General features: G+C 63.4%; 21 protein-coding genes and 2 tRNA genes. 13 read left to right on the plus strand and 10 right to left on the minus strand.

The annotated features are described in order from the left end of the window. Positions 1 to 26 precede the first annotated feature (26 nt). Complete coding sequence (locus tag GGQ98_RS14345; protein ID WP_184070703.1) at positions 27 to 713, plus strand: TetR/AcrR family transcriptional regulator; 687 nt, start codon at positions 27 to 29, stop codon at positions 711 to 713. On the opposite strand, the gene GGQ98_RS14350 is transcribed toward GGQ98_RS14345, so the two are convergent. Beyond that, positions 658 to 1,977, minus strand: coding sequence for an MFS transporter (locus GGQ98_RS14350; protein WP_184070705.1), 1,320 nt, complete (start codon positions 1,975 to 1,977; stop codon positions 658 to 660). The genes GGQ98_RS14345 and GGQ98_RS14350 overlap by 56 nt on opposite strands. Positions 1,978 to 2,316: 339 nt before the next feature. Here GGQ98_RS14350 and GGQ98_RS14355 point away from each other — a divergent pair, with 339 nt between their 5' ends. Further along, on the plus strand, positions 2,317 to 2,691 hold the full coding sequence (locus GGQ98_RS14355; RefSeq protein ID WP_184070707.1) for a UrcA family protein: 375 nt from the start codon (positions 2,317 to 2,319) through the stop codon (positions 2,689 to 2,691). A gap of 81 nt (positions 2,692 to 2,772) precedes the next feature. On the opposite strand, the gene GGQ98_RS14360 is transcribed toward GGQ98_RS14355, so the two are convergent. The 3 genes from GGQ98_RS14360 to GGQ98_RS14370 form a co-directional block, all read right to left on the minus strand. Beyond that, a complete protein-coding gene (locus GGQ98_RS14360; protein WP_184070709.1) occupies positions 2,773 to 3,510 on the minus strand; it encodes a LytR/AlgR family response regulator transcription factor in 738 nt (245 codons plus the stop codon). After that, the gene (locus GGQ98_RS14365) at positions 3,503 to 4,639 is read right to left on the minus strand and encodes a sensor histidine kinase (RefSeq protein WP_184070711.1); all 1,137 of its coding nucleotides are present in this window, start codon (positions 4,637 to 4,639) and stop codon (positions 3,503 to 3,505) included. Before GGQ98_RS14365 ends, GGQ98_RS14360 begins: the two co-directional genes overlap by 8 nt. A 154-nt stretch (positions 4,640 to 4,793) precedes the next feature. Next, entirely contained in the window at positions 4,794 to 5,927 is a 1,134-nt protein-coding gene (locus tag GGQ98_RS14370) for a hypothetical protein (protein WP_184070713.1), read from the minus strand. Between the two features lie 108 nt (positions 5,928 to 6,035). Between GGQ98_RS14370 and GGQ98_RS14375 the strand changes: the two genes are divergently transcribed. Further along, positions 6,036 to 6,227 (plus strand): hypothetical protein, encoded by a 192-nt coding sequence (locus GGQ98_RS14375; protein WP_184070715.1) that lies wholly within the window; start codon positions 6,036 to 6,038, stop codon positions 6,225 to 6,227. Further along, entirely contained in the window at positions 6,224 to 7,054 is an 831-nt protein-coding gene (locus GGQ98_RS14380; RefSeq protein WP_184070717.1) for a class I mannose-6-phosphate isomerase, read from the plus strand. The genes GGQ98_RS14375 and GGQ98_RS14380 overlap by 4 nt, the downstream gene beginning before the upstream one ends. A 7-nt stretch (positions 7,055 to 7,061) precedes the next feature. On the opposite strand, the gene GGQ98_RS14385 is transcribed toward GGQ98_RS14380, so the two are convergent. After that, positions 7,062 to 7,841, minus strand: a complete 780-nt coding sequence (locus tag GGQ98_RS14385) for an NUDIX hydrolase (protein ID WP_184070719.1) — start codon at positions 7,839 to 7,841, stop codon at positions 7,062 to 7,064. Between the two features lie 43 nt (positions 7,842 to 7,884). Between GGQ98_RS14385 and GGQ98_RS14390 the strand changes: the two genes are divergently transcribed. Together GGQ98_RS14390 and GGQ98_RS14395 are read left to right on the plus strand one after the other, a co-directional pair. Further along, complete coding sequence (locus tag GGQ98_RS14390) at positions 7,885 to 8,499, plus strand: DUF4126 domain-containing protein (protein ID WP_341534221.1); 615 nt, start codon at positions 7,885 to 7,887, stop codon at positions 8,497 to 8,499. A 1-nt stretch (position 8,500) separates the two neighbouring features. Further along, positions 8,501 to 9,313, plus strand: a complete 813-nt coding sequence (locus tag GGQ98_RS14395; RefSeq protein ID WP_184070722.1) for a phytanoyl-CoA dioxygenase family protein — start codon at positions 8,501 to 8,503, stop codon at positions 9,311 to 9,313. Positions 9,314 to 9,333: 20 nt separating this feature from the next. Here GGQ98_RS14395 and GGQ98_RS14400 read toward each other — a convergent pair. Both GGQ98_RS14400 and GGQ98_RS14405 read right to left on the minus strand, forming a co-directional pair. After that, positions 9,334 to 9,409: transfer RNA gene (locus tag GGQ98_RS14400), tRNA-Ala, on the minus strand. Positions 9,410 to 9,481: 72 nt separating this feature from the next. Beyond that, positions 9,482 to 9,781 (minus strand): chorismate mutase, encoded by a 300-nt coding sequence (locus GGQ98_RS14405; RefSeq protein ID WP_184070724.1) that lies wholly within the window; start codon positions 9,779 to 9,781, stop codon positions 9,482 to 9,484. Between the two features lie 131 nt (positions 9,782 to 9,912). Between GGQ98_RS14405 and GGQ98_RS14410 the strand changes: the two genes are divergently transcribed. From GGQ98_RS14410 to GGQ98_RS14420, 3 genes are all read left to right on the plus strand, one after another. Continuing rightward, positions 9,913 to 10,929 (plus strand): polyprenyl synthetase family protein, encoded by a 1,017-nt coding sequence (locus GGQ98_RS14410; RefSeq protein ID WP_184070726.1) that lies wholly within the window; start codon positions 9,913 to 9,915, stop codon positions 10,927 to 10,929. A gap of 65 nt (positions 10,930 to 10,994) precedes the next feature. Then, on the plus strand, positions 10,995 to 11,273 hold the full coding sequence (locus GGQ98_RS14415; RefSeq protein ID WP_184070727.1) for an ETC complex I subunit: 279 nt from the start codon (positions 10,995 to 10,997) through the stop codon (positions 11,271 to 11,273). 28 nt (positions 11,274 to 11,301) lie between these two features. Beyond that, positions 11,302 to 11,378, plus strand: a tRNA-Arg gene (locus GGQ98_RS14420). Here the strand turns inward: GGQ98_RS14420 and GGQ98_RS14425 are convergent. Beyond that, on the minus strand, positions 11,337 to 13,034 hold the full coding sequence (locus GGQ98_RS14425; RefSeq protein WP_184070746.1) for a recombinase family protein: 1,698 nt from the start codon (positions 13,032 to 13,034) through the stop codon (positions 11,337 to 11,339). The genes GGQ98_RS14420 and GGQ98_RS14425 overlap by 42 nt on opposite strands. A gap of 646 nt (positions 13,035 to 13,680) precedes the next feature. Between GGQ98_RS14425 and GGQ98_RS14430 the strand changes: the two genes are divergently transcribed. The 4 genes from GGQ98_RS14430 to GGQ98_RS14445 all read left to right on the plus strand — a co-directional run bounded on the left by GGQ98_RS14430 (position 13,681) and on the right by GGQ98_RS14445 (position 19,017). Next, on the plus strand, positions 13,681 to 14,886 hold the full coding sequence (locus tag GGQ98_RS14430) for an AAA family ATPase (RefSeq protein WP_184070730.1): 1,206 nt from the start codon (positions 13,681 to 13,683) through the stop codon (positions 14,884 to 14,886). Next, positions 14,879 to 17,386: a S8 family peptidase gene (locus tag GGQ98_RS14435; RefSeq protein ID WP_184070732.1), complete on the plus strand. Its 2,508-nt coding sequence runs from the start codon at positions 14,879 to 14,881 to the stop codon at positions 17,384 to 17,386. The genes GGQ98_RS14430 and GGQ98_RS14435 overlap by 8 nt, the downstream gene beginning before the upstream one ends. A 68-nt stretch (positions 17,387 to 17,454) precedes the next feature. After that, complete coding sequence (locus GGQ98_RS14440) at positions 17,455 to 17,757, plus strand: hypothetical protein (RefSeq protein ID WP_341534223.1); 303 nt, start codon at positions 17,455 to 17,457, stop codon at positions 17,755 to 17,757. Between the two features lie 36 nt (positions 17,758 to 17,793). Then, positions 17,794 to 19,017 carry a Swt1 family HEPN domain-containing protein gene (locus GGQ98_RS14445; RefSeq protein ID WP_184070736.1) on the plus strand — a complete coding sequence of 408 codons (1,224 nt, stop codon included), beginning with the start codon at positions 17,794 to 17,796 and terminating at the stop codon, positions 19,015 to 19,017. Here the strand turns inward: GGQ98_RS14445 and GGQ98_RS14450 are convergent, their stop codons facing one another. Both GGQ98_RS14450 and GGQ98_RS14455 read right to left on the minus strand, forming a co-directional pair. Then, a complete protein-coding gene (locus tag GGQ98_RS14450) occupies positions 19,018 to 22,581 on the minus strand; it encodes a DEAD/DEAH box helicase (RefSeq protein ID WP_184070738.1) in 3,564 nt (1,187 codons plus the stop codon). Position 22,582: 1 nt separating this feature from the next. After that, a partial coding sequence (locus GGQ98_RS14455) for a hypothetical protein (RefSeq protein ID WP_207791426.1) occupies positions 22,583 to 23,288 on the minus strand: 706 nt, incomplete at its 5' end.

The raw sequence follows: 23,288 nt of genomic DNA on the forward strand, positions 1-23,288 counted from the left end.
CCACGGCGACCCGGACAAAGGTGATAATGGCGGCTGCATCGGAAACGCGCGATCTGCGCCCCGCGACGCGACAGTTCACGCAGGCGCGGGGAGAAGCCCGGCGCAAGCTGCTGTTCGATACCGCGCTTGCGCTTCTGCGCGAGCGTCATGTGGAAGATATCACGTATCAGGAAATCGCGCGTCATGCGGGCATTCCTCTGGCGTCCTGCTACCACTTCTTTCCCGGCAAGATGGAATTGCTGGCGGCCCTGATCGACAATGTCGGGCCATGGTTCACCGACGTCTCGCTACTGGCGCTGAAGCCGCATGCGGAGAGCTGGACCGATATCCTCGACCGGCTCGTCGACGTGCTGGCGGACCACTACAATACGGATCTGGCGTTCGCGCAGCTGTTTTCGGCGTGGAAGATACCGCGATCGGTCTATCCTGCGCACGATGCGGCCTTTCAGGAAGCCGCCGAGCGTTTCGCCAAGGCGATCGACAGGCAGTTCGTCCGCTCGCCGATCGAAAACGAGATGGCCGTGTTCGCCTTTGCATTCCGCCTGATCGATGCAGCGCTCGTCACCTCCCTGGAGATGCACAGCCAGGTGACGCCGTTCATGCGGGAGGAAGGCAAGCGCGCGGCGCGAAGCTATCTCGCCAATTATCTGCCGCCGGTCATGCAGCGGCGCGACGCTCCGAGTGCAGAGCCGGATAGCCGAACAAAAGCATGACAGCCAGCGCCTGAGCCGCTGCGGGCCCAAACGCAATCGCCCAGCGGATCATGTCGAGCGCGGGCGCGTCCGCTCCGTCGCCCGGATTATAGTCGCTAAGCGACAGCAGCAGCGCCGCCAGAGCGGGGCCGGTTGCGAGGCCGATCTTTTCCACGGCGGTCCACACCCCGGTATAGGCGCCCTCTCGCGCGTGGCTTTCCAACTGGTCCTTCGCGATCACGTCGGTCAGCATCGCGAAGGGCAACAAGAGAAGCGCCGCGTAGAAGATGCCGACAAGCGCAAACTGAAGGAAGACGAGGGGAAGCGGATATCCCGGTCCGATCTCAAACAGTGTCAATGAGACGACGGCATGGCCGATCGACGCGCCGATCAGGCAGCGACAATGCCCCCACCGCTTTGATGCCCACGCCCAGAAGCCCATGCAGGCGATGGCGGTGACCAGCAGGGCGAGCAGCAGCGCGCCGACGAGCGCCTCGTCGCCGCCCAGAATCCGGCTGACGACGTAGGGCAGCAGGGCGCCTGTAAGCCCGAAGATGCTCGTCTGGACAAGGAACACCGCCGAGAGCCGCACGAATGCCGGATTGCGGACAACGCCGAGCAGGGTGCTCGTGAACGGCGCTCGTTCCACGCCGCCGGTTTCCGTGCCCGCGCTGGACGGCGACCGCGTGGCCACCACCGACGTCAGCATCGCGGCGACACAGGCCGCGCCGATGAAGAGCGACATCACGCCGTAACCCTGCCGTCCGCCGCCGAATGCGGAAACCAGCATCGGCGCGACCGCTGATCCGATGATGACGCCGGTGAGCACCATCGTCATGCGCCACGCCATGATCCGCGTGCGCTCCTGCGACTGCGGGCTCATCTCTGCGGGCATCGCGATGTAGGGCGTGGCAAACAGCGAGTAGCACACCGCGCTGGCGAGGAAGACGAGCAGCACATAGAGGAAGCGCGCGTCCGCCGTCGCGAAATCCGGCACGTGAAACAGCACCATGAAGGTGCAGCCGAGGCCGAGCGCGCCGACCAGCATCCACGGCCTGCGCCGCCCCCAGCGACTGCGCGTGCGGTCCGACAGCCAGCCGACGATGGGATCGAGCACCGCGCCGAGCACTTTGGGCGCGACGATCGCGACCCCGGCCAGCGCGGCGGAGATGCCGAGCGTGTCCGTCATGAAAAAAAGCAGCAATACGCTGGGCACCGTCAGATAGACGCCGGTGCCCAGGGAGCCGACCGCATAACCGAGGATGGTCTTTCTCGCGATCGCCATGCCCGCACACTCCCTGAACAGATTTTCCCAATACTCGATACCATATCGTATTTCTGACGCACCCGAAAAATCGGGGGGTACAGCATTTTCCGGGATGTGTTCGGATGGCGCGCTTCGTGCCTTTCGTCTGCGGCGATCGGCCGTTCGTCGATGGCGACGGACGTTCGTCGATGGGCCTTCGCAGACGATCGAACCCTTGCAGCGCAGACGCACGGGGCGGGGTAGTTCCGAAATGCGGATCGGGAGCGTCGGACCCCACAGTCCCAAAAAGTCCGGCGTTCCCGGTTCGCAGCCCGAAATTCTTCGCCACTGAAAGGCGACACTGGAAGGACCGTTTTGATGACCCTCGTGAAGATCAGCGCCATTGCGTTCGCCGCTGCAATGACCGCCGCTGTTTTCGCTCCTGCGGCGCAGGCGATGGAAGAAACAGTCGTGAAAGCGAATACCGTGCGCGCCGTCGCCCATGTGAAATTCGGCGACCTGAACCTTGCCAGCGATGCGGGCGTGAAGCAGCTGCACAGCCGCGTAAACCGCGCCGCCAAGGCGATGTGCTTTGAAAACGGATATCTGGACCTGCGCCGTCAATCGGCCGGCTTCGCCTGCCGCGACACCGCGATCCGCAGCGCCGCGCCCCAGATCACCGCAGCCATCGCCAATGCCGGAACGCAGGTTGCGGCAGGCAGCGACGCGACGATCACGATCGCATCGCGATAACAGGCGGTAATCCCAGTTGCCGTCATGAAGGCGGGCACCATGTCCCCGGTGCCCGCCTTTTCTTTTGATCGTTCGTGGCCGTTATTTGCCGGTGATGCGCTTTACGTCGGAGAGGTAGGTGCGGCCGATGCGGTGATCGCCGCCGTCGCCGAGATCGACCGACCACACGCCGTAGCCGAGATGGACGAGGCCCTTGATGCGGTCTCGCCGAAGAATTTTTGAACGGTGGATGCGAATGAACAGCTCCGGATCGAGCCTGCGTTCCAGTTCCTTGATTGTCTGGTGCAGAAGGAATGATCGGTCGGCGGTGTGCAGCCGCATATAATCGCGCTCGGCCTCGATCATGTCGATGGCATCGACATCGACGCGGATGATTTCCGAACGGTGCGGAACCCAGAATTCCTTGACGTAGCCGTCTTCTTCGGCGGGCGCAGCAGGCGCGTTGCTGCGCAGTTCCCGCACGCGCGCGAGCGCCTGGCCGAGACGCGCGGGATCGACCGGCTTGAGCAGATAATCGGCGGCAGCGACATCGAAGGCGGTGACGGCATATTGATCGAACGCCGTGACGAACACGATCGTGGGACGCTGCGGCAGACGCTGGACAGCCTGCGCGACGCCGATGCCGTCGAGCCCCGGCATCGAAATGTCGAGCAGCAGAAGATCGGGCGTCAGCGCCTCGATCAGGCGCAGCGCCTGTCCGCCGGTGCCGGCCGTGCCCACAAGGTTGACGTCTTCGAAACGCGACAGGAGCACCTGCATGCGTTCGATCGCCATCGCTTCATCATCGACGACGAGTGTGCGGAGCGGACTGTCAGTCATATCGGGATACCGGCCTCGGCAATGCGCGCTTGACGGGAATTGCAATATCGATCCGGAAACCGCCGCCCGGCCACGGACCCGCCTTGAATGCCGCCGCGTCGCCGAAGCGTGCGCGCAGGCGATCGCGGACGTTGTTGAGGCCGGTGCCGGTGCCGTCGACGTGCGCCTGCGAGGCGGCGAACGCGCCATCGTCTTCCACAACGATATGCAGCATCGCATCGTGCAGGCTGGCCTTTACGCGGATGCAGACCGGCGCGTTCGAAGGCGACACCGCATATTTCACGGCATTCTCGACAAGCGGCTGGAGGATCAGGCTCGGCACCCGCTGCCGTGCGGCATCGGGATCGATATCAAAAGCGAATTCGAGACGGTCGCCGAAGCGGGCGCGCTCGACCTCCAGATAGAGGCGCTGCTGTTCGAGTTCGTCGGCGAGCGGAATATCCTCCGTCGGGTCGCTGGTGAGGCTGGCGCGGAAGAAGGTCGCGAGGTTCAGGATCATCCGCTCCGCCTCTTCGTTGCGATTGGTCAGCACCAGCGAGGACAGCGAATTGAGCGTGTTGAACAGGAAATGCGGGTTGATCTGATACCGCAGCGCGCGAAGCTGCGCGGCCTGGGCCTCCTCGCGGAAGGCGGCGGCGCGGCGCTCCGCATGCGCGGCATCGGCGGCATAGCCGAGCGCCAGATGAAACGCTGCCCATGCCGCGAAGAAGAAGAACCACGTCACCGTGCCTTCGAAGATGATCGCCAGCAGCATCGCGAGCGAGCGATCCTTGTGCGCGAGATCCTCTGCAACGAGCGGCAGCGGTTCATAGACATAGAAGGTGTAGAAATTGAACGTGGTGAACAGCGCGGCGGCAGGGACGCAGAGCAGGAACATCATCAGCGCGCGCTTGCGAACGGGCGCCTTTTCGAGAGGGGCCAGCGCCAGATAGAGCGCCCAGCTGATCGTCATGCCGATGATGGTGACAACCGAACGCCGCCCGGCAAGCGCGATCATGTCATCGAAACCCAGGGCCAGCGCGCGCAGGGTTACGACGAGAAAATAGAAAATCCAGAAGCCGAAGATCGACTGGACGGCTGTGCGCGCCGAATCTTCAGCGAGCGCTCCACGGAGCAACGACCTGTTCATTGGCTTTGATGATAGCGCATTGCCGCAGGGATTTCGCGGGGGCAGGCGCGCCCTTCGTCGAAGCGTGTGGCCGCTTGGCAGGAAAACATCCCGCAAAAGAAAAGCCCGGCGCGTCGTGGGTACGAAACGCGCCGGGCCATTTTTCTGTTAACTTTTACTTCTTCGGCACAGGCCGCGACGACGGACGCGGTCCGCGACGGCGCGGCGTGAGACCCGCAGGCTTGGCGGGCGCTGCCGCCGGTGCGGGCGCTGCCGCTTTCGGCTTCGGACCAGGCTTGGCCTTTGCCGGTGCAGCCGCTGCCGGAGCAGCCGCTGCCGGAGCAGCAGGTTTCGCAGCAGCGGGAGTTGCCGCCTTGGGCTTCGGACCCGGCTTCGCTTTCGCGGGCGCCTTCACCGCCGGCTTGGCAGCGGCAGCTTTGGGCTTGGGACCGGGTTTGCCTTTCGCCTTGGCGGGCGCTGCAACCGCAGGCGCTGCGGCAGGTTTCGCAGCGGGTTTCGCAGCGGCCTTGGGCTTCGGACCCGGCTTGCCCTTGGGCTTCGCGGGCGCCGAAACAGCAGGCTTGGCAGCGGCGGCTTTGGGCTTGGGACCAGGCTTGCCTTTCGCCTTGGCAGGCGCTGCAACTGCAGGCGCAGCGGCAGGTTTCGCAGCGGGTTTCGCAACCGCCTTCGGCTTCGGACCCGGCTTACCCTTGGGCTTCGCGGGCGCCGAAACAGCAGGCTTGGCCGCTGCGGCTTTGGGCTTCGGACCCGGCTTGCCCTTTGCCTTGGCAGGCGCCTTCACGACGGGTTTGGCAGCCGGTTTCGCTGCGGCTTTTACTGCGGGAGCCTTCGGCTTGGGGCCAGGCTTGCCCTTGGGTTTCGCAGGCGCTGCGACTGCGGGTTTCGCAGCAGCGGCCTTCGGCTTGGGACCGGGTTTGCCCTTGGGCTTCGGACCCGGCTTCGCCTTCGGCGCGATCTTCGCACCGATCGCCGTTGAAGCGGCAAATTTCGTGATCTCGTTTGCAACGGTGTTCGCGAGTTCCTTGGCGACCTTTTCAAAACCGGTGCGCTTGCCGGCCGTCTTGATGTCGTCGACGATCGTCTTCACGCCGCTCTTGCGGAGCGTCAGTGATGCCTGGTCGAGCCACTGGCCGAACACCGCTTCGGCACGCGCCTGCAACTGGGCGCCGGCGGCTGCGATTTGTTCGCCGAAATCCGGACCCCCCGACTGCGTCTTCACTGCCGGCTTGGCAGGGATCGCCTTTTTCGGTTTTTTCGCCTTCGCTACTGTCTCTTTTTTCTTCGCCATCATGATCTCCCATTGACGGATGGAGGACGCTAACATGTCCGTAAATTTTGAAAACTACCAAAGCGCAGCTAATTCATAATAATTGCGATATTGTTGATGGGATCAGTCATGGCAAAACGCAAGGCGGGATTTCAGGAAATTCGACCTGCACGGACTGCGGAGGATGATAAAAGACTGAAAATCGATCCTGGAGATCCCGATGCGAAGCTCGATATCGAACTCGACGAAAGTTTTCCGGCAAGCGATCCGCCTTCGCAGACGCAACCGGAACAGGACTGGCGGAAGGCAATAAAACGATGACGGTCACCAAACTTGCAGCGCGCCGCATCGAGAAGCCGTGGGGGAGAAGGCAACTGTCGCCGTTCTTCGATGATGTTCCGGAGGGCGATGAAAAGATCGGCGAGATCTGGTTCGAAACACCTGACGGGCACGATGCGGAACTTCTCATCAAGTATCTGTTCACGAGCGAAAGGCTCTCGGTGCAGGTTCATCCCGACGACGACGCGGCGCGCGCCGCGGGCTATTCGCGGGGCAAGGACGAAGCGTGGCTCGTGCTCGCGGCCGAGCCTCACGGAACAGTCGGGCTCGGTACGGTGCGGCCGCTGTCGCCCGAAGAATTGCGCGAGGCGGCGATCGACGGTTCCATCGAACAGCTAATCGACTGGAAGGCGGTGAAGGCAGGCGATTTCATCTATTCGCCGGCAGGGACGGTCCATGCGATCGGCGCAGGCGTCACCATCATCGAGGTTCAGCAGAACGTCGACCTGACATACCGTCTGTATGACTACGGGCGACTGCGCGAACTGCATCTCGAAGAAGGCGTCGCGGTTTCCAATGCGCATCCGTTCTTCGTTTCAGACGAGCGCCACGATCTGAGCCGGGGGCGAACATTGCTCTCGTCGGGCGGCAAATTCGTCGTCGAACGCTGGCGCACCGGCGCGCGCCTGCACCTGCGGCCGCCACCCCAGCGCCCGGTCTGGATCACCGTGATCGACGGGCGCGCGGGCGATGCGCGATCGGGAGAGACGCTGCTGGTGGAAGGCGATGCCGATCTGGAAGCGGTGCCGGGCAGCGATCTTCTCGTGTCCTATCCGGGCGGCGAGGTCGCGACGATTCTGGAGTTCTGAAGCGCGATTACGCGCGCCGCGCGGTTTCCAGAGGTTCGCGCGTCACCGGATAGCCGATCCCTTCGGGGATGCAGAGATGGAGGCCGTCGTCGCACATGCGCACCTCCGGCTGCACGGTGATGATGGGCGTTTCCATCGCGTGCGCGAGGAGCGCGTCGATGCTTGCGTGCTGCGCGAGGCGTTCGAGATTGCGGCGCGTCGGGAACATCACTTCGCATTCGTTGCGGTCCACCCGCGCGATGGCTTCGGCAGGCGTGATCCACCACGACGTCGTCGCCTCGTTGCCGTCGTGGCCCGCATTCGCGCCTTCGGGCAGGCGCGCGATATAGAAGCGCGTGTCGTATCGCTTGCCGTGCAACCCGGGCGGCGGAACCCAGCGCGCGAACGGCACGAGCACATCGAGATCGATGTGATGATCGTGGCGCGCAAGAAAATCGGAGAAGGCGAGCGCGCGAGACGCAATCGCAGGCTGCGCTTCGATGAATGCGCGCGGGGCGATATCCGGCCCGTGCGTGAGCAGCACCCCGGCTTCCTCGAAGCTCTCCCGCACCGCAGCGACACGCGCGGCAATCTCTTCGAGATCGAGATCGTGACGCCCGGTAACGAACCGCGATGCGGCGAGTTCCATGTCGTGCGCGTCGACCTTGCCGCCGGGGAAGGCGATCATGCCCGCAGCGAAACCCATCGTCTGCGCGCGCGTCTGCATGAAGATTTCGGGCGTGCCGGAGGCGTCGCGCAACAGGATCAGCGTCGCGGCAGGCATAGCTTCGGAGTGCGGTGTAGACATGCGGCGTATGTGGACCCGCAATGCGCGCTTGCCAAGCGGGGCAATGCCTATCATTTTCTCGCGCATGGGCCCGATCGAACTGCTCGGCGTCGCCGCCAGCCTCAGTCTGCTTGCGGGATGGCGGCTCTATGCCACGGTGTTCGCCGCAGGCGTTGCGATGCGTTTCGGCATCCTCGATCTGCCCCAGCATCTCCAGAGCCTGGATGTTTTCGCCAGCCCCTGGGTGATCGGCATTGCCGCGATCGGGCTCGTGGTGGAATTCTTCGCCGACAAGATCGCCTGGCTCGACAGCATCTGGGATGCGATCCACACCGCGATCCGTCCGCTCGGCGGCGCGCTCATCGCGCTTGCGGTGATCGATGCGGGCGATCCGGCATGGCAGGTGGCGGCATTCCTGCTCGGCGGCGGCGCGGCGTTCGTCAGCCACAGTGCGAAGGCGAGCGGACGTGCGGTGGTGAACGCCAGTCCGGAACCGTTTTCGAACGTGATCGTTTCGGGTGTGGAAGATGTGCTCGCCATCGGCGGGCTCACGCTCACGCTCGTCGATCCGGTGCTCGCGGGGATCGTCGCGGTCTCGCTTCTCGCGGTAACCTTACTTCTTCTTTACGCAAGCTGGCGCATCCTGAAGCGCATCGATGTGGTGCTGCGGAAACTCTGAAATGACTTTGATCGAAGATTACATGCGCGATGGTTACGCCATAGTCCGGCGGTTCCTTCTGCCCGCCGACATCGCGCGCATCGGCGCGGCGATCGATTTCGTTCACGCGGAAGCCGCCGCGCACGGGCGCAGTTTCCGCCACGGCAATCTCTTCTACAAGATCGCGGACGGCGATGTGCGCATGGCGCAGTGGCCATCCTGGCAGAGCGACGTTCTGGATGCGGCGCGAACCGATCCGCGTTTCGCCGCGCTGCTGCACGAAATGATCGGCGGCGACATCAAACAGATCATCAACCAGATCCACTGGAAGCGACCGGGCGGGAAGGGCGACTTCGCCTTCCATCAGGACTCCCGCTTCCGCCGCCCTGCGGACGCATACCGCAATCTCGGCGCGAGCTACGTGCAGACCGGCCTTGCGATCGATCCGCACACTCCGCGTTCGGGCGGAATGCGCATCCTGCCCGGCAGTCACCGGCTCGGTGCGCTGGATATGGAAATGGCAGGGGCGGTGATGGACAATGCCGCCGCCGAAGACGCGCTCGTCGCGCTCGGCCTCGATCCTTCGGGGCTCATCGACCTTGAACTCGAACCCGGCGACCTTGCGCTCTGGAGCCCCTATCTCGTGCACGGCTCAGGCGCGAACCACGCCGATCACCACCGGCGCTTCTACATCAACGGCTACGTGCGCGCCGCCGATTGCGACCGGGGCGAGTGGGCGTTTCGGGGCGGCAAGCCTGTTCCGCTCGGCACGCAGCCGGCGCTCGTCCACTACGAACAGCTGCGCGCACGGCCGGAGCCGCACTACGTCGATTGATGGCAAAACGGGAAACCGGATGGTGGAGCTGAGGGGAATCGAACCCCTGACCTCTGCAGTGCGATTGCAGCGCTCTCCCATCTGAGCTACAGCCCCGCTCCGGACGGGGCTCTATACCGACGCGCCACGGCCTATGCAACGGGGTTTCCGTAGCGTCCCAAATCGCCCTCAGGCCTGCGCTTTCTTAATCCGTTCGTGGTGGCGGATCACCTCTTCGATGATGAAGCGCAGGAACTTTTCGGCCATTTCCTCGTCCAGCCGCGCATCGGCGGCGAGCTTGCGCAGGCGCGCGATCTGGCGGGCTTCGCGATCCGGATCGGCGGGCGGTAGCCCCGCGGTGGCCTTGTATTCGCCCACCGCCTGCGTGATCTTGAAGCGTTCGGCGAGCATGTGGATGAGCGCGGCGTCGATATTGTCAATGCTGCTGCGATAGGCGGCGAGACGGTCATCCGGGCGGTCGTCGGTCATCTGGCTCCCCAAAACGTCGGCGCGTCGATGTGGCGCGGTGACAAAGCGCCGTGGATGTAGCATGGACGCATGACAGCGGGGTAACCCCGCAAACGCCAAGAGACAAGACAGGCAAGGGACAAGCCAGAGTCGTGAGCGCCACCATACACAGGTTGAATCCGGGAGAGCCCGCGCCGTCCATCGACGGGCTGATGCAGCTTGTGGCGCCTGAACTGAATGCGGTGAACCAGATCATCCTGGACCGGATGCAAAGCCCGGTGGCGGTGATCCCGGCGCTCGCGGGGCACCTGATTTCGGGCGGCGGCAAGCGGCTGCGGCCCATGCTGACGCTCGCCTGCGCGCGCCTGCTCGATTATTCGGGCGAGCGGCATCACAAACTTTCCGCCAGCGTAGAGTTCATCCACACCGCAACATTGCTGCACGACGACGTGGTGGACGGCTCCGACCTGCGGCGCGGCAAGAAGGCCGCGAACCTGATCTGGGGCAACCAGGCGACCGTGCTCGTCGGCGATTTCCTGTTCAGCCGCGCCTTTGAACTGATGGTGGAGGACGGCTCGCTGCGCGTCCTCAAGATCCTGTCGAACGCTTCCGCCGTGATCGCGCAGGGCGAGGTCGATCAGTTAATGGTCGCGCGCCAGATCGAGACGAGCGAGGAAAAATACCTGCAGGTCATCACCGCGAAGACCGCGGTGCTGTTCGCCGCCGCCTGCCAGATCGCGGGCGTGGTGGCGGAACGCGGCGAGGCCTGCGAAGCGGCCCTTGAAAGCTATGGCCGCAATCTCGGCATCGCCTTTCAGCTTGTCGACGATGCCATCGATTACATGTCCGATGCCGAAACGATGGGGAAGGGGCAGGGCGACGATTTTCGCGAAGGCAAGCTGACGCTGCCCGTGATACTGGCCTACCGGCGCGGCGACGAAGAGGCGCGGCGCTTCTGGCGCGATGCCATGGAAGGCCGCCGCACGTCCGACGACGACCTCGCCGAAGCGATCGAGCGGCTGAAAAGCTCGGGGTCGGTCGCCGATACGCTGGCGCGGGCGCGGCACTACGGCGAACTCGCCATCGATGCGATCGCCGACATGCCGCCCGGCAGCGCCAAGACGGCGCTGATGGAAACCGTGCGTTTCGCGATCGCGCGCGCGTTCTGAACGCTTGACGCACCAAGGGCGGCTGCGCCATTGGCGTTGCCAAGAGGTTTCAAGGACGAGGACAGATGGCAGCCCGGATTTACCAGCGCCCGAAGAACGCAATGCAGAGCGGCAGGGCGCGCACGCAGGAATGGGTGCTGGAGTTCGAGCGCGCGGACCCGCAGCGCCCCGATCCCCTCACCGGCTGGGCAGGCTCCGCCGACACGCGCCGCCAGCTGACGCTGTGTTTCGACAGCGCGGAAGCCGCGCAGGCCTATGCGGAGCGGGAAGGCTTTGCCTACACCGTGCTGCCGCCGCGCACGCACCGCCTGAAAATCCAGACCTACGCCGACAATTTCAAATAGCGCGCAACTGCGCTAAAGCCCCTCGCGGGCGCCCGTAGCTCAGTCGGATAGAGCACGAGCCTTCTAAGCTTGGGGTCGCAGGTTCGAATCCTGCCGGGCGCGCCATTTCGGTTCAAAACCACGAACGCCTAGCACTGCCGCCTCTACGCCAGAGGCGGCGGTTAGCGTTCGGAGCAGTTCGCTCCGCAGTCCACGGATACGAACCTCATTCCGGCTCACCACTTCTACCCGCTGGGCGACCGCCCGAACTTGATCGCGGGCGAACGTGCCGTCTCCGTTGCGCAGCTTCTTGCGGAGGGCAGACGCAAACGCGCGCAGACTCTCCGGCGTGATCTCCGGGCCAATCTTCACGATATGCGCCAAGGCGCGCTCGGAGTCGCCCTTGGCTTGGTGACGCATCGCAGTCAGCTCGGCGATGCGATCTTTCAGCGACGGGTCGCTCACGTCGATGACGCCGTTTTCGATCGCGTCATAGAGGCGCTTGAGCTTCACTTCCGCCTCGGTCGCACGCCGCTCAAGATCGGCGACATGCTGGCGGCGCTGGTTCACCCACTCGTCGCGCCGCTCGAGGATCTGATCCATCAGAGCTTCGAGCCGCGCCGGGTCGAGCAGCCGCGCTTCGAGGTGGTCGACCACGGCCTTGTTGAGCAGGTCCATCGGCACGGTGATGCCGGGACAGCCGGTCGCGCCCTGCCGCGCCTTCGTCGAGCAGGTGTAATAGCGATATTCCCGGCCGGCGCTGCTGGTGCCTGTGCGCAGCGTCATCGCGCCGCCGCAGCACGCGCAGAAGCAAATGCCAGTTAGCAGCGTCGGCCCACCCACCGCCATCGGCGCCATCATCTTCGGGCTGCGCGCCTTGAGCGAGCGCTGGACCGCCTCGAACTCCGCTTCCGAGACGATCGCCGGCACTTCCATGACGGCGTGCTCGGCCTCGGGCTTGGGCGTCCTGGTCTTGTGATCGCGCGTGTTGAAGCGGTGCTGGCCGATATAGGTCGTGCGTGTCAGCACCATATGCACCGCGCCGAGACCCCATCGCCCGCCATCGCGCGTGCGGATGTTGTTCTCGTTGAGCCACGTCGCGATTGACTTGAGCCCCATCGGCCCCCGGTCACCGACACCATTCAAAGCCATGCGGTAGATGCGCCGCACCGTCTCCGCCTGGATCGGGTCAATCTCCAGCTTCTTCTTGATCTTCGCGCCGCGCTCCCCGGCCGCAACCACGCGGTAGCCGATCGGCGCCCGCGCCCCGTTCCAGAAGCCTTGCCGAGCATTCTCCTTCATCGCGCGCAGCGTGTGCTTGCCGTTCTCTTTCGACTGATACTCGTCGAACAGCGTCATGATCTGACGCATCATGATGCTCATCGGATCGTCGCCCAGGTCTTGGGTGATCGAGACGAGCTTCACCCCGTTCTTCGCCAGCTTGCGGACGTAGAACTCGAACTGGAACTGGTCGCGGAAGAACCGCGAGAAGCTGTGGACGACGATGACGGTGAACGTCGGCGGCTTGGTCATCGCCGCGTCGATCATGGTTTGAAAGGCAGGCCGGCGATCGTCGGTCGCGGTGTTACCCGGCTCGACGAACTCGGCCGCGACCTCCCAGCCGCGCGACAGGCAATAGCCTTCGATCTGGCGGCGCTGGTCGGGAATCGACAGGTCGCTCTCGGCCTGCCGGCCAGTCGAGACGCGCAGGTAGAGCGCGGCGCGGGCGGTCGCCACGACCGGCGCCTCATCCTCATCTCGTCGCAGGGCGGCGCTGGTCATGACGCTTCACTCCTCACTTCACGGCAGCGGTCCGAACAGCTTGTCCAGCTCTTGCCGCATATGGCCTTCGATTGCGCGCAACTCGGCGTCGCCGATCGGAACCTGCTCCGGCCAGTCATCGGTGACGACGATTGGCTCGTCATTCTCGCGCGACCGGCGCGAAGCCCGGCGCGGCGCGGCGCGATTGGTGTAATCGAGCAGGTCATCCGGGCATTCGGCCCAGCGACGAGGCGTGCGGCGGCGGAGCTTGCGCGGAAGGGCCATCCCGGCACGCTGCGTCGCGAGCGCGCCGCGTGCAAAGCCTCTGTCGCGGCGTAGCGCAGATAGGCGCGCGTTGCGGCGGGCGTCATGCTTCGCCCCACGGATCGACGACCGTGATCCCGGCAATCGGCGAACTCGCGGAGATAAGGAGTCGCCAGGCGCGCGCCGCACGATCGCGGGGATCTGCTTGTAGACCCAGCAGCGACCGGTCGCCCGATCCTGACGTGTTCTGCCGGTGCCATATCGACGCCTCCTTGCAACTGCCGTTCGGCGCCACGCACCGCCACGGCTAACATTTGCACCATACACCTATTGATACGCAACGAGAAGCCATATACATGCATCATACCGGCGCGATCGTGCAACGCGCCACTGGGAATCGCTTATGGACCATTTCTCGATCATCCAAGCTCTCTGTCGCGCGGCAATGGCCGATGCGTCGCCGGCCCTGCGCAAGCAGATCGAGCGCCTGCGCGATGCGCTGGCCAAGGATGGAGATGCGAAGCAGTCCGCCGCCTTGACCAGCATCCTGACGACCGCGGATCGGACGAAGGAGCTTTCACCGAGTCGTATCGAGCGTTCCAAGGCGCAGAATCCCGGCGAAGTTTTGACGCGCAACACGCCCGTGCCTGTCGATCGCGAAACGGCGGCGGCGCTGGCAGACATCATCTTTCCGGCGGACATCCAACCGACTGCGCCGCTGTTCAACGCGACGGTCAGCCAAGCCATCGAAACCATCATCGAAGAATGGGCAAATTTCGAAGCCCTGTCCGAGATCGACATCCGGCCGTCGAAGACTTGCCTCATCTACGGGGCGCCCGGAACGGGCAAGACCCGCTTGGCGCTTTGGATCGCGCAGCAGCTCGGCCTTCCCGTGGTCCTGGTGAAGTTGGACGGTCTCGTGTCGTCGTTCCTGGGCACTACCGCGCGCAACATCGGAAATTTGTTCACGTTCGCGAACCGCCATCGCTGCATCCTTCTGCTCGACGAGTTCGACGCCATCGCGAAAGTCCGAGACGACCCGCAGGAAGTCGGAGAGATCAAGCGCGTCGTGAATGCGCTTTTGCAGAACCTCGATGTTCGCCGCGATATCGGCTTCACAATCGGGATCACCAATCACCCGAAGCTCTTGGACACTGCCGTCTGGCGGCGCTTCGAGGTTCAGCTTGAGATTCCCAAGCCGGACTTCGAGATGCGGAAGGCGATCGCCGCTCATTTCATGCCGCCCGTGAAGGCCCCGGACATCCATTTGCGGCTGATCGCATGGTTTACCGAGGGTTCGACCGGCGCCGAGATCGAGTCCCTCGTCCGCACGTACAAGAAGGCCACCACCGTTCGAGAGGAGGACAAGCGTGGGCTGCTCGATACGCTCCGCCAATTCGCCACGCTGAACGCCGCCCGGGTTCAAAGCGAACGTCGCGCGCTGCTGTTCGACGATTCGAGCAATCTGTTTCGGGCCATGCGGGATGATCCGATCCTTGGCTTCTCGATGGCCGACATCGGCGAGATCGCGGGCAAGGATAAATCGACAGTCAGCCGGCAGCTCGGCCGATCCGCCAAGTCCGGCGAAGGCGAGGTGCTGAATGGCTAGTCCGATCCAGATCGTCCTCAATCCGGAAAACTATGAGGAAGCGCGCGAAGCTGGCGGCGGCGGCGGCCGAAAGGACTTCTTCGCCCACCGCGACGCCGAGTTCGCCAAGCATCGCGCGGCCCTCACGAGCCAGATCGACACCATCTCCGGCGTTCTCAGCGCGCAGTCGCAAGGCGACGTCGGCTTTGTGAAGGTCATTCTGCGCCGCGAAGCATGGGCGAAAAGTCACCGTCCGGTTGCGAGCCTGTTCCGCAACGATCGCACCCCGGTCGTCGGCGGCGGCGATCTCGGCGTAATGATCATCGAAGCTCGCCCGGGCACCCTCCGCCAGGTCGCGGCCGAGATCGCCAAGGCCGAGACCCATACGGAGATGCGCTTCAACGAACAGAAGCAGAAGGATGAGCCTCACCCGTCCGCCCGAAAGAGCGAAACCGGCGCCATCGACCGGATCGAACTCTACGGCCCTGCCGACCGCCGCAGCTTCTCGGTGGAGGAAGCCGTCGCATGGCTTTCAAACCCGATGACCGGCAGCAGCTACCAGGTCGAGCTGTTCGATAGCCCGCCGCCCCGTTCGGAATGGGATCTCCTCGACGCAGGCCATCGGCGCCTCGCCGAGAGTTTCATCGCGGGCTTCAATGCTCTCGATCACGGGCTCGCGGTCGAGCGGCTGCCAAATCACCGCCACAAGCAGCCGATCCTCTCCGTCCGGCTCGACCAATCCAGCGATCAGCCCGTCTTGCGGCTGAATGAAGCCTCGCTCAGCGAGCGCCGTCGCGAATTGGCGGTGTTCAATCCCGACGTAAAACGCCACGCCCGCCTGCTCGCCTTCCTCGACAGCCATCCGCTTGTGCGGCGAATCGAACTGCCCGGCATCGTCGTCCGGGCGACAGGCGCGACCACGCCCGCGCCGCGCACGCGGCCGATCAACGTCACCATTCCTATTCGCGACAGCCGCCGCACCCATCCTCGGCTCGGCATCATTGACGGCGGCATCAGCGAAGCGCTCTCGGACTGGGTGATCGATCGGTGGGACATTCTCGCCGACGAAGACGCCGACCTCGCGCATGGCACCTTTATCGGCGGCCTGGCCGCGGTCGGCGGCGCTTTGAACGGCGCGGAAACCTGCCCTGAGCCCGATGGCGCGGAGCTGGTCGACGTCGCCGTCTTCCCCAATGAGCGCAAGGCCGGCGCCTTCGCCTCCTATTATCCCGAGGGCTTGCCGCAGTTCTTCGACGAAATGGAAACTGCCGTTTCCGACGCCCGCGCCCGGCACGGCGTGCGGGTGTTCAACATGAGCCTCAACATCCTGCAACCGGCGGCGCCGGATCGGTATAGCCCCCACGCCGCGCGGCTCGATCAGATTGCTGAAACCAACAATGCGGTCGTGTTCATTTCGGCGGGCAATATCCAGCCCCAGGATCTCCGCGCCGAATGGCCCGCCGACGCGACCACCGCGCTCGCCAATCTCGTGAACGCTCGCAACGACGGCTTGCTGACGCCGGCCGAAAGCGCCCGCAATGTCGCTGTCGCCGCGCTTAATCCGCCAGGGCATGACGGGTGCCTACCCTTCGCCCCCACGCGGTACAGTCGCCGTGGTCCTGGCCTGCGCGCCGGGGTTAAACCGGATTTGGCGCATATCGGCGGCGCGGGCTCCCAGCATCCCGTCCTCGGACACGTGCTGTTCTCGATCCTGCCCGATGGAACGATCATCGATGGCTGCGGCACCAGCTACGCCTCGCCTCTCGCCGCGAAGACCGCCGCCGTTCTGGACCACGCCATCGAGGGAGAGGTCTCGCGAGAGACCCTGATCGGCTTGCTGGTCCATCACGCCGAGATGCCGGCGCCCTTGCAATCCAAGGCGCTCGCGCCGATCGCGCGGCATATGGTCGGCTTCGGCATGCCGCCGTCCGCCGACCGAATTCTTGAAACCGGCGACCACGCCATCACGCTCGTCTTTGCTTCGCGTATCCGGCGCGATCAGCAGATCAACTTCCGCTTTGCGTGGCCGGCGTCGCTGGTGGGACCAGGTGGCAAGTGCCGGGGCCGGGCGAAGATCACCCTTGTCTCCACGCCGCCCCTCGATGCCCGGTTCGGTTCGGAGTTCGTGCGGGTGAACATCAACGCCACCTTGCAGCAGGAGCAGGCGGGTGGCGGATGGAAGGGCCAGCTTGAGCCGCTCTACCTCCCCTCAAAGCGGGAAGGTCCAGCTATCGAAGCGGAGCGCATCGAACACGATCTGAAATGGAGCCCGGTCAAGGTTCTGGCCAAGACGTTCCCTAAAGGGGTCGGCCCGTCCTCGAACTGGCGCCTGTTCGTCGATTATTTGACCCGGGCCGGGGAGGTCATGCCGGAGGAGGGCGTGCCGTTCACGGCGATCGTCACCATCAGCGACCCCGACGCCGAACAGCCGGTGTTCACTGATATGCGTCAAAACCTGCAGGCGCTCGGCACGCAAATCGCCGACATCCGGACCGCTGCACGCATTACGCCGCGCGTCTGATCCTGGTTGGTGGATGCCGCCGCTCGCCGGATAGCGAGGCCATACGGAGATTTGTCATGCCGAGGTCAGTGTCACTCAAAACCGGACGAGTCTTCGGAACCGTCACAGCCGCCAAAGAGCATTTTACGCTCATCCTGAACGGCCAAGAGCTGAAGCAGGCATTTGCCGGGGACGATCTGGCTGACATCTGCGCCATTTACGAGGACTACTGCGCCAAGACCGGCTGGGTATTACCATCGTCTCCGGTGTCCTTCTATCCCACGCATGATCGCGGTCCGGGTTACACAACCCGATGCTATGGCGTGACTTTCGAAGATGGGACGACTGGTAACTTCTCGCTTGAGAAGGCGCTGAGAGCGATTGCAGCGTGAGGTACGTTGGGCGCACAACCAGCAAGCGAGGCTGCAATGACCGATGATTTCCGCCGTCTTTGGGAGCAACAAGAAGCGCTGCGTCGAATGATGGACCCTTTGGGCGACCTGCGGCGACATATCGATCCGCTGCACGATGCCTACAATGGGCTAGGAATCGGTTCGGCAACAATGGACTTCATCCGACAGGAAGAAGAACGCCGCAAAATGCTTGCCGATCTCGCGGATGTCGGCGGCGTCGCCAAGATCACCCAAGACTTCGAGCGACAGCGCAAGCTGCTTGAAGGGCCGGTCGAAGAGGCAAGACGCTTGGGCTTGTTCGATCCTAACTCGGATATCCGTAAATCTATCAGCGCAACTATGGAAGCGCAGCAGGCCTATGAACGCTTGTTCAGGCTTCCAGAGACCATGGAACTCGGCCGGATCGCCCACGAGACTATGGAGCGGGCCAGCCTCGCGCGCATTGTGCTCGGAACTGAGGATCGACTGCAAGCGGCTATGGCGTCCATGCGGTCACCCTGGCTCCAGATCGAGGAAAGCCTGGTGTCGGCCAAGGCGTTCTCCGAGATCGTAGCGATGGGCCGCGGTATCGAGAGTCGCCCCGCGTTCGATCATATTTTTGCCTCAGCGCTGCGGCCTGGGCTCGGCGATTGGCGCGACCTGCTGACGCCGACACCCGAGCAGTTGATCGACCCCGTGCTGCGTTCCGGTTTCTATGTGGAGCGGGGCTTCGATCCCGATCTTACCGATTTCACGCCTACGGCTTTCGATGAAAGCCTGCGGATCGCTGGTCTGCGGGAACCAGAGGCGACCGAGGCCCCCGACGAGCAGGAGGATGGCTTCGTCCGTGCCAAGGAGGCGTTCGATCAACTGCAACGCTTCGAAGTCGCGCTCCGTCGCTTCATCGAACGTGTGATGCAGGCCGCTTTTGGCGACGATTGGATGAAGCGGCAGCTGCCCGCCAACATGCTCGACGCTTGGATCGATAAGCGAGATAAAGCAGTGAAGGCCGGATATTCCGAGCAACCGCTAATCGACTATGCGGATTTCACCGACTATCGGGCGATCATCGAACGTAAGGACAACTGGAACGCGGTATTCAAGCCGGTGTTCGGACGCGCAGAGGATGTGCGGGAATCCTTCCAGCGCCTGTTCCCTGTCCGCATTACGACCATGCACGCCCGTCTCATCACGAGGGACGACGAACTGCTTCTGCTGGTCGAGACGAAGCGCGTCCTGAAGGCGATCCGAGGTCAGTAATCAACGGTGGGGCAGATACGGCTCGCCGATGACGACCGATACGGCCACCAGAAGCTCAAATTGGAACAAGGCGGGTTTCTCGGTCCAGTCACTTGGCTTTACGCTCCGCGCCACCTCATAACCGGCGGGGTCGAGCCAGACGATCGCGTCCACCTCCACAAGCGGCAATACAACCAGTCGCTGCTGCCGATACGCCTCGATGGGACGAACGCACTCCACTTCGATCGCGATTGTTGCTGTGCCTGTACGCCCTGCGCGAACGGGTTGCCTAGCTTCCACCCATGCACGGATTGTCCGAGGGTCGAGAAGCGCGTTGGCATCTTCGCCCGCCGGACGACCTTCGTAATAGGCTTTCGCATCCAGCTCCGCCTGCGGACGATCAACCGCATCACCGCGCGCGAGCAGGAAAGCCGCTACCGGATCGAGTGTGCCCCAACTGATAAGCTCTTTCAGCCAGAACCCGATCCACGGCAAACCGCTCATTGGCCAGTCGGCTATTTCCAGCGCGCGAATGGGCTGTCCGTCATCCGTCGTATCCAGCAACAGGCCGATGACACTGCCGAGTCCCCAAGTGCCGCGATAGATGAAGTTATTCGCTACAAAGGCATACCAGTTCGTAATCTCATTGGGGCGGGGCTGTCGCGCCAGCGTCGATTTGGCCAGCCACCACCGCAGCAGCATGGGCCAGTCGTCGAAATTTTTCTTCCGACCAAGTTTCGATTCGATCGCAAAAACCGGAATTTCGGACAGGAATGCCAGCACGTCGCGGATGAAGACGAATTGCTCCTCGACGGTCCACCGCGCATAATCGGCGCCTTGCGAAAGCTTGACGCGGATTGCCTCCGCTCGGTCCAGCAACAGCTTTGCAGATCGGGGCGTCAGGCTCGTCTTATATAGACGTCGGCGCGCATCGGCATCGGGATACTGGGCCTTGATCGCTCTGCCACGCGCCAGCCAGACCGTCGCCAGATGCGCCTCACCATGCGAAGCCGCATGGGCATAGGTGCGTCGCCAAATCTTGGCCAATTCCGCTTCGAGCTCGGCAGCGTCGAGTTCGATACCCTTGAGTTCCTCGACCTCCTGGATCGCCGCGATCAGAAATGCGTCCAGTGAATCGAGATAATCATGGCTGGATGGCGGGTATGCAGCCTGCTCAGTGACAGCCGTTTGCTCAAGCCAGGCGATGAATTCAGCCTCGGTTCCCCCGCCCACCACCGCTCTCCACGCACGCTCCAGTTCGCGAAGCAGGTGGGCCAGCGGACTCGACGCCTGATCGTCCGGGATTAGATCGCCCACCGCTGCGGTCGCAGCCTCTAGTTGGGCGACCAGGCTCTCGTAGCCGTTCCACTGTCGGTTATAAGTTGGCACGATCTGGCCGAACCGGTTCTCGTAGGTGCGCTCGGGCAGAACGACGAGTGCGCTGCCTTCTGTCGCAACACCGGGGCGCCCCGCGCGCCCGATCAGATTGCTGAACTCCTGCAACGGCAGTTCGCCGTTACTTCTGAAGACGCTGGGGATCAGCAGGAAGTTGACTGGAATGTTGACCCCCTCCGACAGGGTCGATGTGGCGATGATGACTCGAACATAGCCATGATCAATAACGGTCTTCAGCCGCCGGGCGAGGAGGCCCGGCATCTTGCCGTGATGCACCACGATACCGCGCGCCAGCAGCCGATACTCGACGGACTCCGCTGTAAAATAGTCGATGGCGGTCGCCAGGCATCGTGCCCAAATCTCGTTACCCTCCTCAATCGACCAATAGTCGGGAAGTGCGATAGCCTGCCAATTGTCCAGGAGATCGGCGCACGTCGCGGCAAACGTGTCGATATTCTGTGTGAGCGAAATCAGGACTGAAGGCGTTGAGCCGTCCGGGCGTTTTGCCGCCAGGTTAAGCGCGGCCCATAGCGTTGGCGCGCGCATCCGAACCTCAGGTCCATCCTCCGGATTCATACCCCCCGGAACGGCGGGGAATGGGTCGGGTACGAACGGCGAGTCGTCCCGTCGCTCGTCGTCAAACTTCAGTGAATGCCCATCCATCAGGCTGTAACGGATCGCGAACTGGCCGGTGGGGCGTACCTCGAGACGACCCAGCATCTGCCGTGTGCTGCGATAGGCCGAACTTGTCGGTATCGCATCGGGCGCATCGGAGACCCAACGGGCCAACGCAGGCGCCGCCCGTGCCGCGACCGCAGACAGCGCGACAATGCGGAAATCGTGATCTTCCCGTGCGCGCATCAGGCGGGTGCCGAGTTGTTCGAGCCGGAAGGCACGCGATGTCCCGTCACCCAGTCCAGTCAGCCGGGCCTCGTCTTGCTCCACCATATGGGCTTCGTCGATGATGACCGTGCGAACCCGGCTGAGGAACAGGACGCCCAGATAGCGCAGGAGCGCATCGGCCTTCTCGAACGTGCAGATGACCACAGTTGGCTGATCGGTTTGAATCCAGGCGTCGGTTGGGCCCCAATCCACACCGCCATACAGGCCCGTGACGACAACCGGCTCCGCCGCGATCCCGCGAAGATCCTCGGCAAGACGGCCCTCTACCTCGGCCGCGAGCGCGCGGGATGGCACGAGGTAGAGCACGAGATTGCCGGCTGTGCCTCCGACCGGGGGATCAGCGAACAGACCCTGGACCGCACCAAGGGTAGCGACCGTGGTTTTCCCTGAGCCTGTTGGCGTACACAGCACGAACGAGCTGTTATCGCGCAGCTTCGCGATGCCAGCCGCCTGCGCCGGCCAGACAAGCGCCCGCTTGTTGGCAAACGCCGACCGCGCAAACTGCGTGAGAGCGTCACCGGCCGGGCCGCTCGACGTGAGGCGGAGCCCGTCGATCTGCGGCCATAGGCAGGTTTCGATAAAGCGTCGCGCGCTGGCAGCGGTCAGCCGCGCCAGCAGGTAGGAATAGGGATCGCGGCTATGGAGAAATCCCGAGGCGAGCGCTTCCAGCTTCACCACCGCGCGCTCGACGGGAGCATCGCCGCCCGTTCTAAGAAACGCGCAGATCGTCCCGACGCACATAACTATATGCTGGACGGACGCGACTTCGAGATCATTGGGATCAATGCGACCATCGGTTCGCAGCCCGCGATAATTGCTCCAGAATGTCTGCGCCGCCTGGAAAGCAGCCGGGAAGTCTGCCCGAACGAACTGGCGGAGAAGCTCGGAAAGCGGTTCGCCCTCCGGTAGCCGCCGTAGATGTCCTAACGCCATCGCCGGATAATCGGCTAACTGATAGGCGGCGGCAGCCAGCAGATGCAGCGGCGCGCCCGGCGGCTTCAACTGGGATTGCGAAAGCCATTCGATGATCTCTGCCGCGCGCTTGATCGCCGTGCGCCATGGCGAGCTAATATCCGCACTTCGCTCCAGCCACCCACTTTCCAACAGCAACATCGCTTCGTCGAGATATCCGGCGACGTCTCCTGATCCGAAACTCGCCAACCCATCACGGCCCATGTCGCGCCGCAACCGTTGGCTGTAGAGTTTGGCTTGGCGCGCCGTCAGGGCTTGGCCCGCCAGATTCTCCCGAATTTCGCGGGCAATGGCGAGGGTAGCTGCGTTGGCCATCTCAAGCGGCCCGGTACAATATATCGACTACAGCATCCAAGTTCTCGAATTGAAACTCCATAGCTTCGAGGTTGCGCTGTATAGTATAGGCGGGGTGAGGCGCTTCGGGAGGGAGCCAGGCAATCCGGTCAGCGGGTTGCTTGGGCGAATGACCGACAGCATAAGCGAGCCCATCGTGGCGAGCTGCCGTGCGGAAACCGTCCCTGTAGAACTGAAGCAGCGCCTGTTGCCAGGCTTGAGCTTCGGGCGTGTCATATTCCGTCAGAAGATTGATCAGTTCGCGCACGCCGCTGGGTCGGTTGCCACCGACCATAAGTTTCTCGTGGGCATCTTTCATGATGCCGGTATTGCTGACGGTGAGGCATTTGGCTTCGAGCGTCAGAATATCGGTAATCACTCCATTGGCGTCTATACGGAACGCCAGTCCATCGTCGCCCGTCCGGCCTGGCCGCTTCTCTTTTTCAGCATCGGGTTCGTGTGCCTCACCCGCCAGGAGGCGTTCGTTGATCAGGTCGAGATGCTGAAACTCCTGATCGTGAAAACGGAAAAGCAGCGCTGGAACCATCCAATCCGCATGGCCGATCGCTCCGAAATGCTCCACCGCGAGCACGCCTAGCTGTTTGATCCCAGGCTTTGATGGTGCATTATTCAGCCAGCAATGGAAGGATGCGCTATGGGACAGATACTCCATGGGAGCGCCACAACGA

It is taken from the genome of Sphingosinicella soli (assembly GCF_014199685.1).
Lineage (GTDB): Bacteria > Pseudomonadota > Alphaproteobacteria > Sphingomonadales > Sphingomonadaceae > Sphingosinicella > Sphingosinicella soli.

Coding starts and splice junctions, on each gene's coding strand:
- GGQ98_RS14390 (WP_341534221.1), top strand. CDS start 7,885: ATGCCTATCATTTTCTCGCGCATGGGCCCGATCGAACTGCTCGGCGTC.
- GGQ98_RS14380 (WP_184070717.1), top strand. CDS start 6,224: ATGACGGTCACCAAACTTGCAGCGCGCCGCATCGAGAAGCCGTGGGGG.
- GGQ98_RS14375 (WP_184070715.1), top strand. CDS start 6,036: ATGGCAAAACGCAAGGCGGGATTTCAGGAAATTCGACCTGCACGGACT.
- GGQ98_RS14425 (WP_184070746.1), bottom strand. CDS start 13,034: ATGACCAGCGCCGCCCTGCGACGAGATGAGGATGAGGCGCCGGTCGTG.
- GGQ98_RS14370 (WP_184070713.1), bottom strand. CDS start 5,927: ATGGCGAAGAAAAAAGAGACAGTAGCGAAGGCGAAAAAACCGAAAAAG.
- GGQ98_RS14385 (WP_184070719.1), bottom strand. CDS start 7,841: ATGTCTACACCGCACTCCGAAGCTATGCCTGCCGCGACGCTGATCCTG.
- GGQ98_RS14345 (WP_184070703.1), top strand. CDS start 27: ATGGCGGCTGCATCGGAAACGCGCGATCTGCGCCCCGCGACGCGACAG.
- GGQ98_RS14430 (WP_184070730.1), top strand. CDS start 13,681: ATGGACCATTTCTCGATCATCCAAGCTCTCTGTCGCGCGGCAATGGCC.
- GGQ98_RS14415 (WP_184070727.1), top strand. CDS start 10,995: ATGGCAGCCCGGATTTACCAGCGCCCGAAGAACGCAATGCAGAGCGGC.
- GGQ98_RS14360 (WP_184070709.1), bottom strand. CDS start 3,510: ATGACTGACAGTCCGCTCCGCACACTCGTCGTCGATGATGAAGCGATG.
- GGQ98_RS14395 (WP_184070722.1), top strand. CDS start 8,501: ATGACTTTGATCGAAGATTACATGCGCGATGGTTACGCCATAGTCCGG.
- GGQ98_RS14445 (WP_184070736.1), top strand. CDS start 17,794: ATGACCGATGATTTCCGCCGTCTTTGGGAGCAACAAGAAGCGCTGCGT.
- GGQ98_RS14435 (WP_184070732.1), top strand. CDS start 14,879: ATGGCTAGTCCGATCCAGATCGTCCTCAATCCGGAAAACTATGAGGAA.
- GGQ98_RS14355 (WP_184070707.1), top strand. CDS start 2,317: ATGACCCTCGTGAAGATCAGCGCCATTGCGTTCGCCGCTGCAATGACC.
- GGQ98_RS14450 (WP_184070738.1), bottom strand. CDS start 22,581: ATGGCCAACGCAGCTACCCTCGCCATTGCCCGCGAAATTCGGGAGAAT.
- GGQ98_RS14365 (WP_184070711.1), bottom strand. CDS start 4,639: ATGAACAGGTCGTTGCTCCGTGGAGCGCTCGCTGAAGATTCGGCGCGC.
- GGQ98_RS14350 (WP_184070705.1), bottom strand. CDS start 1,977: ATGGCGATCGCGAGAAAGACCATCCTCGGTTATGCGGTCGGCTCCCTG.
- GGQ98_RS14405 (WP_184070724.1), bottom strand. CDS start 9,781: ATGACCGACGACCGCCCGGATGACCGTCTCGCCGCCTATCGCAGCAGC.